Origin of the sequence: Pseudogemmobacter blasticus, from assembly GCF_003071405.1 — a bacterium.
Taxonomy (GTDB): domain Bacteria; phylum Pseudomonadota; class Alphaproteobacteria; order Rhodobacterales; family Rhodobacteraceae; genus Pseudogemmobacter; species Pseudogemmobacter blasticus.
The window spans coordinates 3412172-3425878 of sequence record NZ_CP020470.1 but is presented as its reverse complement, the minus strand read 5'-3'; the positions used below and the strand labels follow the sequence as shown (position 1 = coordinate 3425878).

Below are 13707 nucleotides of genomic sequence, written 5' to 3'. Positions count from 1 at the left end.
GCCGCAGTTTGCAGGATTGCTAGACGGGCGCCGCGCTGCGCTGCGCATCGAACAGCGCGCAGGCGCTGTCAAAGAACCGCTGGCGCACCGCCGGTCCTTCCATCAGCACCTCATGCCGGACGCCGGCATAGACATCCAGCGTCGCGCCCGGCCATTGGGCCATGTGCCGGCGGATCGGGCCGACGGTCACGATGCGTTCCTTGCTGCCGACAACCGTCAGTGCGGGCACGTCTGGCGGCGGCAGGCGCATCAAGGCCCCACATTCCGCAAGGGCGGCGCGCGCCCAGCCCAGGGTCGGTCCGCCCAGGGCGAAATCGGGCTGCGCCTCGACATGATGGCGCATGTAGTTCCACATCGCGCGGTCGCCGGTCAGCAGGTTGCCTTCGAAGCGGGCGGTGGTGACATAGGTTTCAGGGCCGCGGTCGGGCGCCAGCTTGCGCGTCAGGTGCAGGGGGCCGGCCACCGCCGTCAGCAGACGCGCCACCGGCCGTTCCCACACCGGCAGGGCAATGCCCCACATCGGCGCCGAGAAGGCCGCCGCCCGGATGCCAAGGCCGCGATGCAGCGCCCGCAGGCCGATGCAGCCGCCCATCGAATGGCCCAGCATCACCAGCGGTTGCGGCAGGCCTTCGGCGGCGACCAGCGCCAGCACCGCATCCAGATCGCGCTGGTATTCGTCGAAATCCTCGACATGGCCATAGCGGCGGTCGGGCAGCGCATGGTCGGCCAGCCCCTGCCCGCGCCAGTCAATGGAAACGGTAGACCAGCCGCGCCGCTGCAGGTCAGCCGCAGCCTGACCGTATTTCTCGATATACTCGGTGCGCCCGGGCAGCAGAACCACGGTGCCCCTGTGGCCACCGGCCCAGATGCCGGCGCGGATGCGCACCCCGTCTGCGGTGCGCAGCCAGACGGCACGCCCCCCTTCCGGCCCTTCGGCCAGATCCGCGAAGAAGGGCGCTGCCTCGGTCAAGACAGGGCCGAGCCCAGCTTCATCGCCAGCCCCATCGAGCCGTCGATCTTCAGCTTGCCGGACATGAAGGCCATGGTGGGGTTCACGTCGCCATCCAGAATCCCGCGGAAGGTTTCGGTGCTGGCGGTCAGGGTCACGTCCGCCTCTTCATCGCCGGCGCGCACGCCGTCAGAATCCATCATGATCGCCCCTTCGTCCTTGATGACGAACTTTGCCACGCCGTCGAATCCGCCCGGCAGCTTTTTCGCCAGAGCTTCAACCGCAGCATCAATCACTTTGCTCATCGTCCCAAGTCTCCCTTTCGTGACCCCCGCGCCTCTGGATTTCTTCGGGGGATCGGCTACGCTTCCTGTTATGAAAGCCGCCCCTCGGTTTCTCAATCGTGTCGTTGCGGCAATTCTGTCGCTTCTCCTGACGCTGGTGCCCGCGATGGCCGGTGATCAGGCGAAACTGGATGACCTGTTCCAGCGCCTGCTGACCGCCGATGCCGCCGAGGCGGGCCGAATCGAATCGGAGATCTGGATCGAATGGGGGAAATCCGGCTCTCCGACGCTGGATCTTCTGCTCCAGCGCGGTAACGATGCCATGGCAATGGGCGACGCGCCGGCCGCAATCGAGCATTACACCGCCATCATCGACCATGACCCCGAGTTTACCGAAGCCTGGAACGGCCGCGCCATCGCCTATTATTCCGCCGGCGAAATCGGGCCGGCGCTGGCCGACATCGGCCATGTGCTGACCGCCAACCCGCGACATTTCGGCGCCCTGACGGGGCTGGGAATCATCCTGGAAGAGACCGGGGACGAGACCCGCGCGCTGGCGGCCTACCGCGCGGCGCAGGCTATACATCCCCACCTCGACGCCGTAAACGAGGCCATTGGCCGGCTTGAAGCCAAGCTCGAGGGGCAGGATCTGTAACGCATGGACGCGACCCGTCGGGTAACGGCGGTCCTTGGACCGACGAATACCGGCAAGACCCATCATGCCATCGAACGGATGCTGATGCACCGCACCGGCGTGATTGGCCTGCCGCTGCGCCTGCTTGCGCGTGAGGTCTATGACCGGGTGGTTGCCCGCGTGGGCCCTTCGGTCGTGGCGCTGGTGACGGGTGAGGAACGCATCGTCCCCGACCGCACGCAATACTGGATCGCCACCACGGAAGCGATGCCGCTGGACATCGGGGCCGATTTCGTTTGCGTCGATGAAATCCAGCTTTGCGCCGACCCCGATCGCGGCCATGTCTTCACCGACCGCCTGCTGCGGGCGCGCGGGCTGGTGGAAACGCTGTTCCTGGGCAGCGATTCGATGCGCGGCGCCATCGCCGGGCTGGTGCAGCAGCACACCTATGTGAAGCGCGACCGTTTCTCGACGCTGACCTATGCCGGGTCGAAGAAGATTTCGCGGATGCCGCCGCGCAGCGCCATCGTCGGGTTTTCGGTCGAAAACGTCTATGCCATCGCGGAACTGATCCGCCGGCAAAAGGGCGGCTGCGCCGTGGTCATGGGCGCGCTGTCGCCCCGCACCCGCAATGCGCAGGTGGCGCTCTACCAGAATGGCGATGTCGATTATCTGGTCGCCACCGACGCCATCGGCATGGGCCTGAACCTTGACATCAAGCATGTCGCCTTTTCGTCCACGTCGAAGTTCGACGGCCGCCGGATGCGCCCGCTGACGCCGCAGGAGATTGGCCAGATCGCCGGACGTGCCGGGCGGCACACCGAAAACGGCACCTTCGGTGTCACCGGCGAGGCCCGGCCCTTTGACGAGGATCTGGTCGAGGCGATCGAGGCGCATCGCTTTGCCCCGGTCAAGAAACTGATGTGGCGCAATGCCGATCTGGATTTCGGCAGCCCCGAGCGGCTGATCCGCAGCCTTGAGGCCCCCACCTCGAACGACTGGCTGAGCCGCGCCCGCGATGCCGACGATGTGCTTGCGCTGAAGGCGCTGACCGCCATGCCCGAGGTGCTGGACAAGGTGACAGGCCCGAAGCGGGTGCAACTGCTGTGGGATGTCTGCCGCATTCCCGATTTCCGGGGCAGCAGCGACAGCGATCACGCGGGCCTGCTGGCGCGGCTTTTCGACTTTCTCTGCGGTCGCGGTCTGGGCGGCGGGCGCATCCCTTCCGACTGGCTGGCCAAGGCTATTGGCCGCATTGACCAGACCGGCGGGGACATCGACACCTTGTCGCGCCGGTTGGCCCATATCCGCACCTGGACCTATGTCACGCAGCGCAAGGGGTGGGTGGACGACGAAGCCCATTGGCGAGACGAGACGCGCGCTGTAGAAGACCGCCTGTCAGATGCGCTGCACGCAGCCCTGACTCAACGCTTTGTCGACCGGCGCACCAGCGTTCTGCTGCGGCGGTTGAAACAGAAGGAGGACCTCGTGGCCGAGGTAAACGACAAGGGCGAAGTGACCGTCGAGGGGCAATTCGTCGGCAAGCTGGAAGGGTTCCGGTTCCAGCAGGACGCCACGGGGTCGGCCGATGAGGCCAAGACGCTGCGCACGGCTGCCATTGCCGCGCTGCGCCCCGAGTTCAGCCTGCGCGCCGACAGGTTCTACAACGCCCCCGATACCGAGATGGACTTCACCGAACAGGGGGGCCTGATGTGGGGCGCCTCGGCGGTGGGCAAGCTGGTCAAGGGGGCCGATCCGCTGAAACCCTCGGTCGAGCCCTTCGTGGACGACGAGGCCGGGCCGGACGTGATCGAAAAGGTCCGCCGCCGCCTGCAGCATTTCATCGACCGCAAGGTGGCCGCGCTTTACGAACCGCTGCTTGCCATGGGCCGCGACGAAGCGCTGGCAGGCCTTGCCCGCGGCTTTGCCTTCCGCATGTCCGAGGCGCTTGGCGTTCTGCCGCGGGACAGCGTGGCGGCCGAGGTCAAGGAACTGGATCAGGATACCCGTGGCGCCCTGCGCAAGCATGGCGTTCGTTTTGGCCAGTACACGGTGTTCCTGCCGGTGCTGCTGAAGCCCGCCGCCACCCGGCTGCGTCTGGTGCTTTGGTCACTGTGGAACGGGCTGTCGGAATTCCCCGAAAGCCCGCCCCCCGGCCTCGTGACCATTCCGAACATTACCGAGGTGCCGAAGCAGCATTACACGCTGTCGGGCTATCACCCAGCCGGCACGCGGGCGATCCGCATCGACATGCTGGAACGTCTGGCCGACATCCTGCGCACCAAGGATTCCAAGGCCGGGTTCGAGGCAACGCCCGACATGCTGTCGATCACCGGCATGACGCTGGACCAGTTCGCCGACCTGATGACCGGCCTTGGCTACAAGGCCGACAAGGGCGAACGTCCCAAGACCAAGCCCGCCGTGGCCGAAGTGGCCGCGCCCGAGGTTGATGCCCTGATCGAGGCAGCCGCCGCGGCAGGCCAGCCGATTCCCGAAGAGGTGTCGCTGCTTGCGCCGGTGCCGGACGCCCCGGTCGAAGCGGAAGCCGAGGGCGGCGAAGCGGCGCCGGTCGAGATGGAAACCTTCTACACCTTCGCCTGGGCGCCGAAGCCCCGCTTCCAGCGCCCCGAACGCAGCGCCCGGCCGGAAGGCCAGCCCCGCCGCGAACGGCCGCAGGGCGAAAAGCGCGACCGTCCGCAAGGGGACCGTCCCCAGGGCGACCGTCCGCAGGGTGAAAAGCGCGAGCGCAAGGAAGGCGACGGCGGCCGCAAGGATTTCCACGGCAGCAAGCCCAAGGGCAAGCGCGACGACCGTCGCGATGGCGACAAGGGCAACAAGGGCGCCAAGACCTTCGAGGCCCGTCCGCCCCGCAAGGACAAACCCATCGACCCCGACAACCCCTTCGCCGCGCTGCTGGCGCTGAAGGGCAAGGTCTGAGGTTTGGCCGGGCCGGGCGCGAAGGACACCTCCTTTGCGGCCGACCGGCTGCGCCTTGACAAATGGCTGTGGCAGGCCCGGTTCTTCAAGAGCCGGACCCTGGCCGCAGAAGCCATTTCCGCCGGTCATGTGCGGGTGAACGGCAGCCGCATCACCCGCCCCGGCCGCGATGTGACCCCCGGGGACACCCTGACCTTCGCCGCCGGTGGCCGCATCCGCGTGGTGTGCATCCTTGCGTTGGGGGCGCGGCGCGGCCCTGCGTCGGAAGCCCAGGCGCTGTTCCTTGATCTGGAGGCCGGCGCGCGCCCTGCGACGCCCATTCCGCTTGATTGATCCTGCAGGCTGATCTAGTCAGCAGCCAAAGATCCGCTTTCGGGGCCCAATCCCATGACCTATGTCGTCATCGACAACTGCATCGCCTGCAAATACACCGACTGTGTTGAAGTCTGTCCGGTGGACTGCTTCTACGAGGGCGAGAACATGCTGGTCATCCACCCGGATGAGTGCATCGACTGCGGCGTCTGCGAACCGGAATGCCCCGCCGACGCGATCCGCCCGGACACCGAGCCGAACCTTGAGGAATGGGTGTCCTTCAACCGCAAGTATGCCGAAGTCTGGCCGGTGATCACCACCAAAAAAGACCCCCTGCCCGGCTATGAGGCGCGCGACGGCGAAACCGGCAAGCGGGCCAAGTATTTCTCGGAAAAACCCGGCAAGGGCGGCTGACCGCGGGGCCCGTTCGGCCCCCTTGGCCGATCACGATTCGCTGACGGCAAGGCCCGGAATCACCACTGGCAGGAAAATGCCAGTCGTTTCAATGTGAAAGCACAGCCCTTTCAAGCTGCGCGGCAGTTGGAATCACGGTGATTCTGTGTTATAGAATGTTCACAACAATCTTGGACACCTGACAACCTTTCCCAAGGCGAATGGCTTGGGACGGTGATTTCTGCGGTATGGCATCCGGTTTGCCGAAGCTTCCCTGGCTTCGGGCGGTTTTCATGTTGCAGGCGGGAGCCCGACCCGAGGAAAGACCTGAATGACCAAGTCTAAGAAGCCCGAGTTTCGTCCGAACGAGTTTGTCGTTTATCCCGCCCATGGCGTTGGCAAGATCATGTCCATCGAGGAGCAAGAGATCGCGGGCTTCAAGCTCGAACTCTTCGTCATCCATTTCGAGAAGGACAAGATGACGCTGCGCGTTCCCACCAACAAGGCGGTGGATGTCGGGATGCGCGCCCTGTCGGCCCCCGATGTGGTGTCGAAGGCGCTGGAAACGCTGAAAGGCAAGGCCAAGGTCAAGCGGGCCATGTGGTCGCGCCGGGCGCAGGAATATGAACAGAAGATCAATTCGGGCGACCTGATGGCGATTGCCGAAGTGGTTCGCGACCTGCACCGCACGGACGACCAGCGCGAACAGTCCTATTCCGAGCGTCAGCTTTACGAAGCCGCGCTGGAGCGCCTGACCCGCGAAGTTGCCGCCGTGTCGGGCGTCGATGAAGCCGGCGCCGCCAAGAAGGTGGACGAAGTCCTGCTGTCGCGCGCCGCCTGATCGGCCCCTGGATTTACAAAAGCGGCGGCCCCCCGGGGCCGCCGTTTTGCATTGGGCCGACCGGGCCGCCCTAAGCGCCGAAGTAGCGTTCCGCCGGCAGATAGCCCGCCAGACGGCCTGCGGCACACCATTCAGCCTCAAGCCCGTGGGCGCCGACCAGAATCACCCCGTCGCGCGGCAAGCGCCCCAGCGCCGCGCGGATGCGGTCGCGCGCTTCGGACCAGCGGGCCAGCGCAAAGGGGGCGGGGTGGCAATCGTCCAGCGCCGGATTGGCCAGCGCAAGGGCCGGCACCGACAGCGGCGCCACGGCAAGGCCCAGCCGTTCAGCCCGCACCCCGGCCAGTTTGGCCGCCACATCGGCCGGGGCTGCGGGCTGCACCACAGTGGCCCGCAAGGCATTGGACGAAAACAGGAAGGCCACCACATCATGCCCGGTCTGCGCCCGGACCGAGGCATAGGTGCGATAATCCAGCCCCAGTTCCGCCGCCCGCCGCACCCGACCGCGCACCACCTCGATTGGCAGCGTGGGCAGCAGCGCCTGACGCGCGGCGCGCCAGCAATGCGTGCGCCAGCTTCGCCCGCCGTCCAGCGACGGGCCCCCGTTGTGGCCGATCAGTCCCATTCCCGCAGCCGCGCCACATAGCGCGCCATCGTATCCACCTCGAGGTTGACCGCATCGCCCACCGCCACGCCGCCCCAGGTGGTGACGGTGCGGGTATGCGGGATCAGGTTCACGCCGAAGTCGCGCCCCTCCACCTCATTCACCGTCAGCGAGGTGCCGTTCAGCGCCACGCTGCCCTTGGGAGCAATGAAACGGGCCAGGGCTTCGGGGGCTCGGAAGGTCAGCCGCAGCGATTCCCCTTCGTCCCGTGCGGCGATCACTTCGGCCACGCCATCGACATGGCCTGAAACGATGTGGCCGCCCAGCTCATCACCCACCTTGAGCGCGCGTTCAAGGTTCACCCGCCGGCCGGGCACCCAGCCGTTGGGGCCGATGTTGGTCTTGGATACGGTTTCCGCGCTGATCTGCACCTGAAACCACGGGCGCGGGTCGGTTCCCTTGGCCACCACCGTCAGGCAGACGCCATCACAGGCGATCGAGGCCCCGATGTCGATTCCCGCCACATCATAGGCCGTGCCGATTCGCACCGTCAGCTCGCCCTGCCGATCCAGCGTCAGGATCTCGCCCATATCCGTCACGATTCCGGTGAACATCGCCCGCTCCTGACCGTGGATTTCCTTCATTTTGCACCTAGCCGCCGCCCAGCCCGCGCGCAAGGCCGCTTGCGGTTGCAAGCCCGCCGCTGTTGCGCGGATTCCCTCTTCCATCACAGGCCATCTTGCTGCTTATGGTCCCGGTATTGTGATGGAACGAGTATGCGACTGACCGGCCAAAACAGACGGTTCCTGCTGCTGCAAGGCCCGCATGGGCCCTTTTTCCACCGTCTTGGCCGCATGTTGCGGGCCACGGGGGCCGAAGTCTGGCGCGTCGGTTTCAATGGCGGCGACCGGGCCTTCTGGCCGGATCGTGACAGTTTCATCCCCTATGACGACACCCCCGAGAACTGGCCCGCGGCCTGTTCGGCGCTGATCGCCGAAAAACGCATCACCGACCTGGTGATCTATGGCGATACCCGCCCAGTCCACGCGCGCGCGGTTGAAATTGCCCGCGCCGCCGGCCTGACCGTGCATGTGTTCGAGGAAGGCTATCTTCGGCCCTACTGGGTGACCTATGAACGCGACGGGTCGAACGGAAATTCCCGGCTGATGACGCTGTCGCTGGACACGATGCGGACCGCCCTTGCCCGCGCCGACACCGATCTGCCCGACGTGCCCACCACCTGGGGCGACATGCGCCAGCACATCTTCTGGGGCGCGATCTACCACGGCTTCGTGCTGGCCGGTGGCCGCCGCTTCCGCAACTTCCGCCCCCATCGCGCCATTTCCGTCTGGCAGGAATTCCAGCTTTACCTGCGCCGGCTGATGCTGCTGCCCGTCCATGCCATGGAACGGCGGCTGGCCACCTGGCGCATCCGCAATGGCGGCTTTCCCTATCACCTTGTGCTGCTGCAACTGGCCCATGACGCCAGCTTCCGCGACCATTCCCCCTTCGCCTCGATGGAGGATTTTCTGGCGCTGGTGATCGAGGGTTTTGCCCAGGGGGCGCCGCAGCATCACCACCTGGTGTTCAAGGCGCATCCGCTGGAAGACGGGCGCGTGGCGCTGAAAGAGGCCATCCAGCAGCTTGCCGCCAAGCATGGCCTGACCGAGCGAATCCATTTCGTCCGCGGCGGCAAGCTGGCCGGGCTGCTGGATCTGGCCCGCAGCGCGGTGACGGTGAATTCCACGGCCGGCCAGCAGGCGCTTTGGCGCGGGCTGCCGCTGCGCGCCTTTGGCAGCGCGGTCTATTCCAAGCCTGAATTCGTTTCGACCCAGCCCGTCGACCAGTTCTTTTCGGGGCCGACGCGCCCCGATTCCCGCGCCTATCGTGACTTCCGCCGCTTCCTGCTGGAAACCAGCCAGTTGCCCGGAGGATTCTACTCCTCGCGTGGCCGACGTTCGCTCTTACCACAGGTTGTGGATATGATGTTGTTGCCCTATGACCCCTACGACGCCCTGATCACGGGGCGCGCGGCCTTGCGGCAACAGTTGCGTGTTGTGCGATGAGTGAGAGGGTAGCTGGTGCTTCTGTTTTCTTTTTCGATTCCGTATGTTCATCCGCAAAACACGATGCATTCGATGCAGTCCCAGAACGGAGCCCGAGCCTTGACCCGGAATTTTGATCGGGGCGCACGCGCCCTTGCGCTCCTTGCTGCCGTTTCCATGGTTGCCAGTTGCGGCCTGCCCCGGTCTGGCCCGAACAAGCGCGAGATTTACGCCAGTTCGGTCATCAAGGGTGGCGACGCGTTCATCGTGGATGTGACCCCGCAGATCGCGCGCATTGCTTCGCAGCAGACCACCTTCGGTTTCTCGAAGGCGTTTCAAAGTGCGGGCCTGATCGGCCCCGATACGATTTCGCCCGGCGACCGGCTGGCTGTGACCGTTTACGAAAACGTCAAGGATGACCCGCTGCTCGGGGCAACCGGGCAGCGCGCCTCGCCCCTGCCGGAAATGCTGGTCGATGGCCAAGGCTATATCTTCATTCCCTATGCCGGCCGGATCAAGGCCGCTGGCCAGACGCCGGAAGGGCTGCGCCAGGCCATTACCCGCAAGCTGGAAGACCAGACGCCGGACCCGCAGGTCGCGGTTATCCGGCTGGCCGGCGAAGGGTCGTCGGTGTCAATCGCCGGCTCGGTGGCGGCGTCGGGCGTCTATCCGATCGAACCGAACACCCGCACGCTGGGCGGGATGCTGGCCCGCGCGGGTGGCGTGTCGATTGACCCGGCAACCGCGCTGGTGCGGGTGACGCGCAATGGCGTGACCGGCAAGATCTGGCTGAACGACCTGTGGCAGAACCCCAACCTGGACATCGCGCTGCGCCCCGGCGACAAGATCGTGATCGAAGAGGACAAGCGCAAGTTCACCTCGCTGGGGGCGACGGGCCAGTCCATCGTTCCGTTCAAATCGTCGAACCTGTCAGCGGTCGAGGCGATTGCCACCGTCGGCGGCCTGCAGACCAATTCCGCCGATCCGACCGGCGTTTTCGTGTTCCGCAACGAATCGGCCAAGATCGCCAATGCCGTGCTGGGCCGCAACGATCTGACCGGCGAGCAACGCATGGTCTATGTGCTGAACCTGACCGAGCCGAGCGGCATCTTCGAAGCGCGTGACTTCCTGATCCGCGACGGCGACACGCTTTATGTGACCGAAGCGCCTTACGTTCAGTGGACCAAGACGCTGGCCGCCCTGACCGGCGCCACCGGCACGGCCTCGAATATTGCCAATACGGCTGACAGCCTGAATGGCAACTGAGGACCATCAAGCGCTTGGCCGTCGAGCGTGACCCCATTCCCCAGGCCGCCGCGGAGATTCCGCGGCGGCTTTCGCATCTGAACCTCAGTTTCCTGACCAACCGCCGCCTGCAGCGCATCCTGTCGCTTGCCGGACATGATCTGGTGCCGGGCTTGCCCCGGCCCGGCGATGGCGTTGTCGTCTGGGGCGCCAGCCCCACCGCTTGGCGGGGGGAGCGGGTGGCCGCCCGCAAGGGCGTGCCGCTGGTACGGCTGGAAGATGCCTTCCTGCGCTCGATCCGGCCAGGGCGGACGGGGGAACCGCCGCTGGGGCTGTTCATCGACCCGCTTGGCGTTCACTTCGACCCGGCGGCGCCGTCGCTGATCGAACATGTCCTGACGACCGATCCCTTGGATAATTCAAACATCCTTGCCCGGTCAAAGGCCGCAATTGCGCGCATCCGTGCCTTTGAGCTGTCAAAATACAACAACCACGATCCTGACCTTCCACCACCGCCCCCCGGTTATGTGCTGATCGTTGACCAGGTGGCCGGCGATGCCTCGGTCCGGGCCAGCGGTGCGACGCAAGCCACCTTTGATGACATGCTGGCCGCCGCCGCCGAGGCGCATCCGCAGGCCCCGATCCTGATCAAGACCCATCCCGAAACCGCCCGCGGGCTGCGGCCGGGTTATTATGGCCCGCAGCACGCGCAGGGCCGTATCCGGCTGATCACCGAAGCGCACAGCCCTTGGGCGCTGCTGGAAGGGGCGATTGCAGTCTATACCGTTTCATCTCAACTGGGATTCGAAGCGATCCTCGCCGGCCATCGCCCGCAGGTCTGGGGCCAGCCGTTCTATGCCGGCTGGGGCCTGACCGCCGACCGCACCCCGCCGCCCCGCCGGGGCCGCAAGCTGACGCCGGCGCAGCTTTTCGCCGGGGCGATGATCCTGGCCCCGATCTGGTATGACCCCTGCCGCGACCGGCTGTGTAGCCTTGAGGAAGTGCTGGACCAGTTGGAGGCCGAGGTTCGCGCCTTCCGGCAGGACCGGCGCGGCCATGTCGCCGCCGGGATGCGCGCATGGAAACGCGGGCGGCTCAATGCGTTTTTCGGACAGGTCAAGCCGCTGGTGTTCCGCGATGATCCCGCGCAGGCTGCTGCGCTTGCCGCCGGCACAGGGCGCGGCCTGCTGGTCTGGGCTGGCAAGGAGCCACCGGGCCTGGCCGCCCCGGCACTGCGGGTGGAGGACGGCTTCCTGCGGTCGCGCGGGCTGGGGGCCGATCTGATTCCGCCGCTGTCGCTGGTGACGGACGATCTGGGCATCTACTACGATCCGACCCGCCCCTCGCGGCTGGAACGCCTGTTGCTGGCCCCGTTGCCGCCCGGCGGCCGCGACCGGGCCGAACGGCTGCTGACCCGGCTGACCGCGCTGAACCTGACCAAGTACAACCTTGGCGGCGCCGTGCCCGACCTGCCGGACGGCCACCGCATCCTTGTGCCGGGTCAGGTGGAAGACGATGCCTCGATCCGGCTGGGCGCGGATCAGGTGCGCACCAACCTGGCCCTGCTTGAAGCCGCGCGCGCCGCCCATCCGCAGGCGGTGATCCTCTACAAGCCGCATCCCGACGTGGAAGCCGGCCTTCGCCCCGGCGCCATCCCCGAGGCGGCAGCCCGCGCCCATGCCGATGCGGTGCTGTCGCGCGCCGACATGGCGGCCCTTCTGCCGCTGGTCGATGAGGTCTGGACGATGACCTCGCTCACCGGGTTCGAGGCGCTGTTGCGGGGCAAGCCGGTCACCACGCTGGGCACGCCGTTCTATGCCGGTTGGGGGCTGACGCGCGATCTGGGCGCGATTCCCGCCCGCCGCCTGCGGCGCGAGGATGGCAGCCTGCAACCGCGACCGGACCTGATCCACCTGGTCCATGCGGCGCTGATCGCCTATCCGCGCTACTGGGACCCGGTCAGCCGCCGCCCCTGCCCGCCCGAGGTGGCGCTGGACCGGCTGGCCGACAGCGCCCTGCCCGGCCCCGGACCGGGCAACCGGCTTTTGGCCAAGCTACAGGGCCGGTTCGCCCGCCACGCCCGGCTTTGGCGCGAGTAGCCAGAAGCGCAGCATCAGGCTGACCCCGGCGGCGGCCAGCCCGATGACAAGACCCAGCCACAGGCCAACGCCGCCATAGCCCAGCTTGAACGCCAGAAGATAGCTGCAGGGAACCCCGATCACCCAGTAGCTGACGGCGGCCAGCACCATGGGCACCCGCGTATCCTGCACCCCGCGCAGCAGCCCCAGCGCCATCACCTGCATGGCGTCGGCCAGTTGGAACAACGCCGCCACCGCCAGCAGCACCATGCCGAAGGCCAGGATCTCGGCACTGCCGGGCTTCGCCTCATCAAGGAAGACCCCGATGATGGCCTGCGGAAAGCTGAGGAAGGCCGCGATCACCACGATACCCACCACGAAGGACAGCCCCAGCGCCACCACGGCGGCATCGCGCAGCCCCCGCGCATCGCCCATACCCGCGAAGGAGGCGACGCGGATCGTCGCCGCGCTGGACAGGCCGACGTGAACCATGAAGGCCACCGCCGCTGCTTCAAGCGCAATGCCATGCGCGGCCAGTTGCGCGGTGCCGACCCAGCCCATCATGATGGCGCTGGCCTCGAACAGCCCGCCTTCGGCAATGCCGGTCAGCCCGATGGGCCAGCCCAGCCGGAACACGCTGCGCATCGCGGGCCAGTCCACCCGCCAGAACCGCCGCAGCAGGCGATAGTCGCGCAGCCCCCGCGCCAGCGCTGCATAGGCGCCCAGCAGCAGGACCGAGGCAACCTGCACCGTCACCGTGGCAATCGCCGCCCCCTGCCCGCCCAGTTCCGGCGCGCCCCAGTTGCCGAAGATCAGCGCCCAGTTCAGCACAAGGTTCAGCCCCAGCGCCGCCAGCGTGACCCAAAGCACCACCTGCGTGCGCCCCAAGGCCGCCAGCCAGCTTTGCAGCACCGCCACCCACAGCGCCGGGATCATTCCCAGCCCTGCGATCCTCAGATAGCCCTCGGCCAGCCGGGCCACCTCATCGGTCTGGTGCAGCGCGATCAGGATCGGGTGGGAAAACCAGAACACCGGATAGATCAGCAGGCCATAGCCGGCCGAAAGCCACAGCCCCATGCGGGCATCGCGGCGCACCTGCGCCTCGTCCCCGGTGGCGCGGGCCTGCGCCACCAGCGGCAGAACCGCCTTGGCAAAGCCCGACCCCATGACGAACAGGATGAAGAACGACGACGAGCCCAACACGACAGCCGCCAGCGGCGCCACGCCATACCAGCCCATCATGACGGTATCGGCCACATGCAGGGCCATCTGCGCAAGGCTTGAGCCGACCAGCGGCAACCCCAGCACCAGCGTTGCACGGGCGTGGGCGGAATAGGACATGCGGGACATCATGATTTGCCCCTACGACGCGCCGCGCCGAAGGGCAA

At 66.7% G+C, this 13707-nt stretch carries 13 protein-coding genes; 8 read left to right on the top strand and 5 right to left on the bottom strand.

Annotation, left to right across the window (positions count from 1 at the left end; translation table 11 throughout):
• Nucleotides 1-19: 19 nt before the first annotated feature.
• Both B6K69_RS16675 and B6K69_RS16670 read right to left on the bottom strand, forming a co-directional pair.
• A complete protein-coding gene (locus B6K69_RS16675) occupies nucleotides 20-970 on the bottom strand; it encodes an alpha/beta fold hydrolase (protein WP_108644597.1) in 951 nt (316 codons plus the stop codon).
• Entirely contained in the window at nucleotides 967-1254 is a 288-nt protein-coding gene (locus tag B6K69_RS16670; RefSeq protein ID WP_107672045.1) for an SCP2 sterol-binding domain-containing protein, read from the bottom strand. Before B6K69_RS16670 ends, B6K69_RS16675 begins: the two co-directional genes overlap by 4 nt.
• 70 nt (nucleotides 1255-1324) lie before the next feature.
• Between B6K69_RS16670 and B6K69_RS16665 the strand changes: the two genes are divergently transcribed.
• The 5 genes from B6K69_RS16665 to B6K69_RS16645 all read left to right on the top strand — a co-directional run bounded on the left by B6K69_RS16665 (nucleotide 1325) and on the right by B6K69_RS16645 (nucleotide 6350).
• Complete coding sequence (locus B6K69_RS16665; RefSeq protein WP_107672046.1) at nucleotides 1325-1888, top strand: tetratricopeptide repeat protein; 564 nt, start codon at nucleotides 1325-1327, stop codon at nucleotides 1886-1888.
• Nucleotides 1889-1891: 3 nt separating this feature from the next.
• Nucleotides 1892-4804, top strand: a complete 2913-nt coding sequence (locus tag B6K69_RS16660) for a helicase-related protein (protein ID WP_108644596.1) — start codon at nucleotides 1892-1894, stop codon at nucleotides 4802-4804.
• A gap of 3 nt (nucleotides 4805-4807) precedes the next feature.
• On the top strand, nucleotides 4808-5137 hold the full coding sequence (locus B6K69_RS16655) for an RNA-binding S4 domain-containing protein (protein WP_108644595.1): 330 nt from the start codon (nucleotides 4808-4810) through the stop codon (nucleotides 5135-5137).
• 54 nt (nucleotides 5138-5191) lie between these two features.
• Nucleotides 5192-5530 (top strand): ferredoxin FdxA, encoded by a 339-nt coding sequence (fdxA, locus tag B6K69_RS16650; protein WP_107672049.1) that lies wholly within the window; start codon nucleotides 5192-5194, stop codon nucleotides 5528-5530.
• Nucleotides 5531-5840: 310 nt separating this feature from the next.
• Nucleotides 5841-6350 (top strand): CarD family transcriptional regulator, encoded by a 510-nt coding sequence (locus B6K69_RS16645; protein WP_107672050.1) that lies wholly within the window; start codon nucleotides 5841-5843, stop codon nucleotides 6348-6350.
• Nucleotides 6351-6420: 70 nt separating this feature from the next.
• Here B6K69_RS16645 and B6K69_RS16640 read toward each other — a convergent pair whose 3' ends face one another.
• Both B6K69_RS16640 and B6K69_RS16635 read right to left on the bottom strand, forming a co-directional pair.
• Entirely contained in the window at nucleotides 6421-6972 is a 552-nt protein-coding gene (locus tag B6K69_RS16640) for a hypothetical protein (protein ID WP_108644594.1), read from the bottom strand.
• The gene (locus B6K69_RS16635) at nucleotides 6963-7565 is read right to left on the bottom strand and encodes a riboflavin synthase (protein ID WP_108644984.1); all 603 of its coding nucleotides are present in this window, start codon (nucleotides 7563-7565) and stop codon (nucleotides 6963-6965) included. Before B6K69_RS16635 ends, B6K69_RS16640 begins: the two co-directional genes overlap by 10 nt.
• A 162-nt stretch (nucleotides 7566-7727) precedes the next feature.
• Here B6K69_RS16635 and B6K69_RS16630 point away from each other — a divergent pair, with 162 nt between their 5' ends.
• The 3 genes from B6K69_RS16630 (at nucleotide 7728) to B6K69_RS16620 (ending at nucleotide 12340) form a co-directional block, all read left to right on the top strand.
• Nucleotides 7728-9017, top strand: coding sequence for a capsule biosynthesis protein (locus B6K69_RS16630; protein ID WP_108644593.1), 1290 nt, complete (start codon nucleotides 7728-7730; stop codon nucleotides 9015-9017).
• Between the two features lie 156 nt (nucleotides 9018-9173).
• On the top strand, nucleotides 9174-10262 hold the full coding sequence (locus B6K69_RS16625) for a polysaccharide biosynthesis/export family protein (protein WP_228156868.1): 1089 nt from the start codon (nucleotides 9174-9176) through the stop codon (nucleotides 10260-10262).
• 14 nt (nucleotides 10263-10276) lie between these two features.
• Entirely contained in the window at nucleotides 10277-12340 is a 2064-nt protein-coding gene (locus B6K69_RS16620) for a capsular polysaccharide biosynthesis protein (RefSeq protein WP_228156767.1), read from the top strand.
• On the opposite strand, the gene B6K69_RS16615 is transcribed toward B6K69_RS16620, so the two are convergent.
• Nucleotides 12296-13672: an MATE family efflux transporter gene (locus B6K69_RS16615; RefSeq protein ID WP_108644592.1), complete on the bottom strand. Its 1377-nt coding sequence runs from the start codon at nucleotides 13670-13672 to the stop codon at nucleotides 12296-12298. The genes B6K69_RS16620 and B6K69_RS16615 overlap by 45 nt on opposite strands.
• Nucleotides 13673-13707 lie beyond the last annotated feature (35 nt).

What these genes read in the sequence shown, in the direction of transcription:
- B6K69_RS16670 (WP_107672045.1), bottom strand. Translation starts at nt 1,254, where the DNA reads ATGAGCAAAGTGATTGATGCTGCGGTTGAAGCTCTGGCGAAAAAGCTG.
- B6K69_RS16665 (WP_107672046.1), top strand. Translation starts at nt 1,325, where the DNA reads ATGAAAGCCGCCCCTCGGTTTCTCAATCGTGTCGTTGCGGCAATTCTG.
- B6K69_RS16660 (WP_108644596.1), top strand. Translation starts at nt 1,892, where the DNA reads ATGGACGCGACCCGTCGGGTAACGGCGGTCCTTGGACCGACGAATACC.
- fdxA (WP_107672049.1), top strand. Translation starts at nt 5,192, where the DNA reads ATGACCTATGTCGTCATCGACAACTGCATCGCCTGCAAATACACCGAC.
- B6K69_RS16645 (WP_107672050.1), top strand. Translation starts at nt 5,841, where the DNA reads ATGACCAAGTCTAAGAAGCCCGAGTTTCGTCCGAACGAGTTTGTCGTT.
- B6K69_RS16640 (WP_108644594.1), bottom strand. Translation starts at nt 6,972, where the DNA reads ATGGGACTGATCGGCCACAACGGGGGCCCGTCGCTGGACGGCGGGCGA.
- B6K69_RS16635 (WP_108644984.1), bottom strand. Translation starts at nt 7,565, where the DNA reads ATGTTCACCGGAATCGTGACGGATATGGGCGAGATCCTGACGCTGGAT.
- B6K69_RS16630 (WP_108644593.1), top strand. Translation starts at nt 7,728, where the DNA reads ATGCGACTGACCGGCCAAAACAGACGGTTCCTGCTGCTGCAAGGCCCG.
- B6K69_RS16625 (WP_228156868.1), top strand. Translation starts at nt 9,174, where the DNA reads ATGGTTGCCAGTTGCGGCCTGCCCCGGTCTGGCCCGAACAAGCGCGAG.
- B6K69_RS16615 (WP_108644592.1), bottom strand. Translation starts at nt 13,672, where the DNA reads ATGATGTCCCGCATGTCCTATTCCGCCCACGCCCGTGCAACGCTGGTG.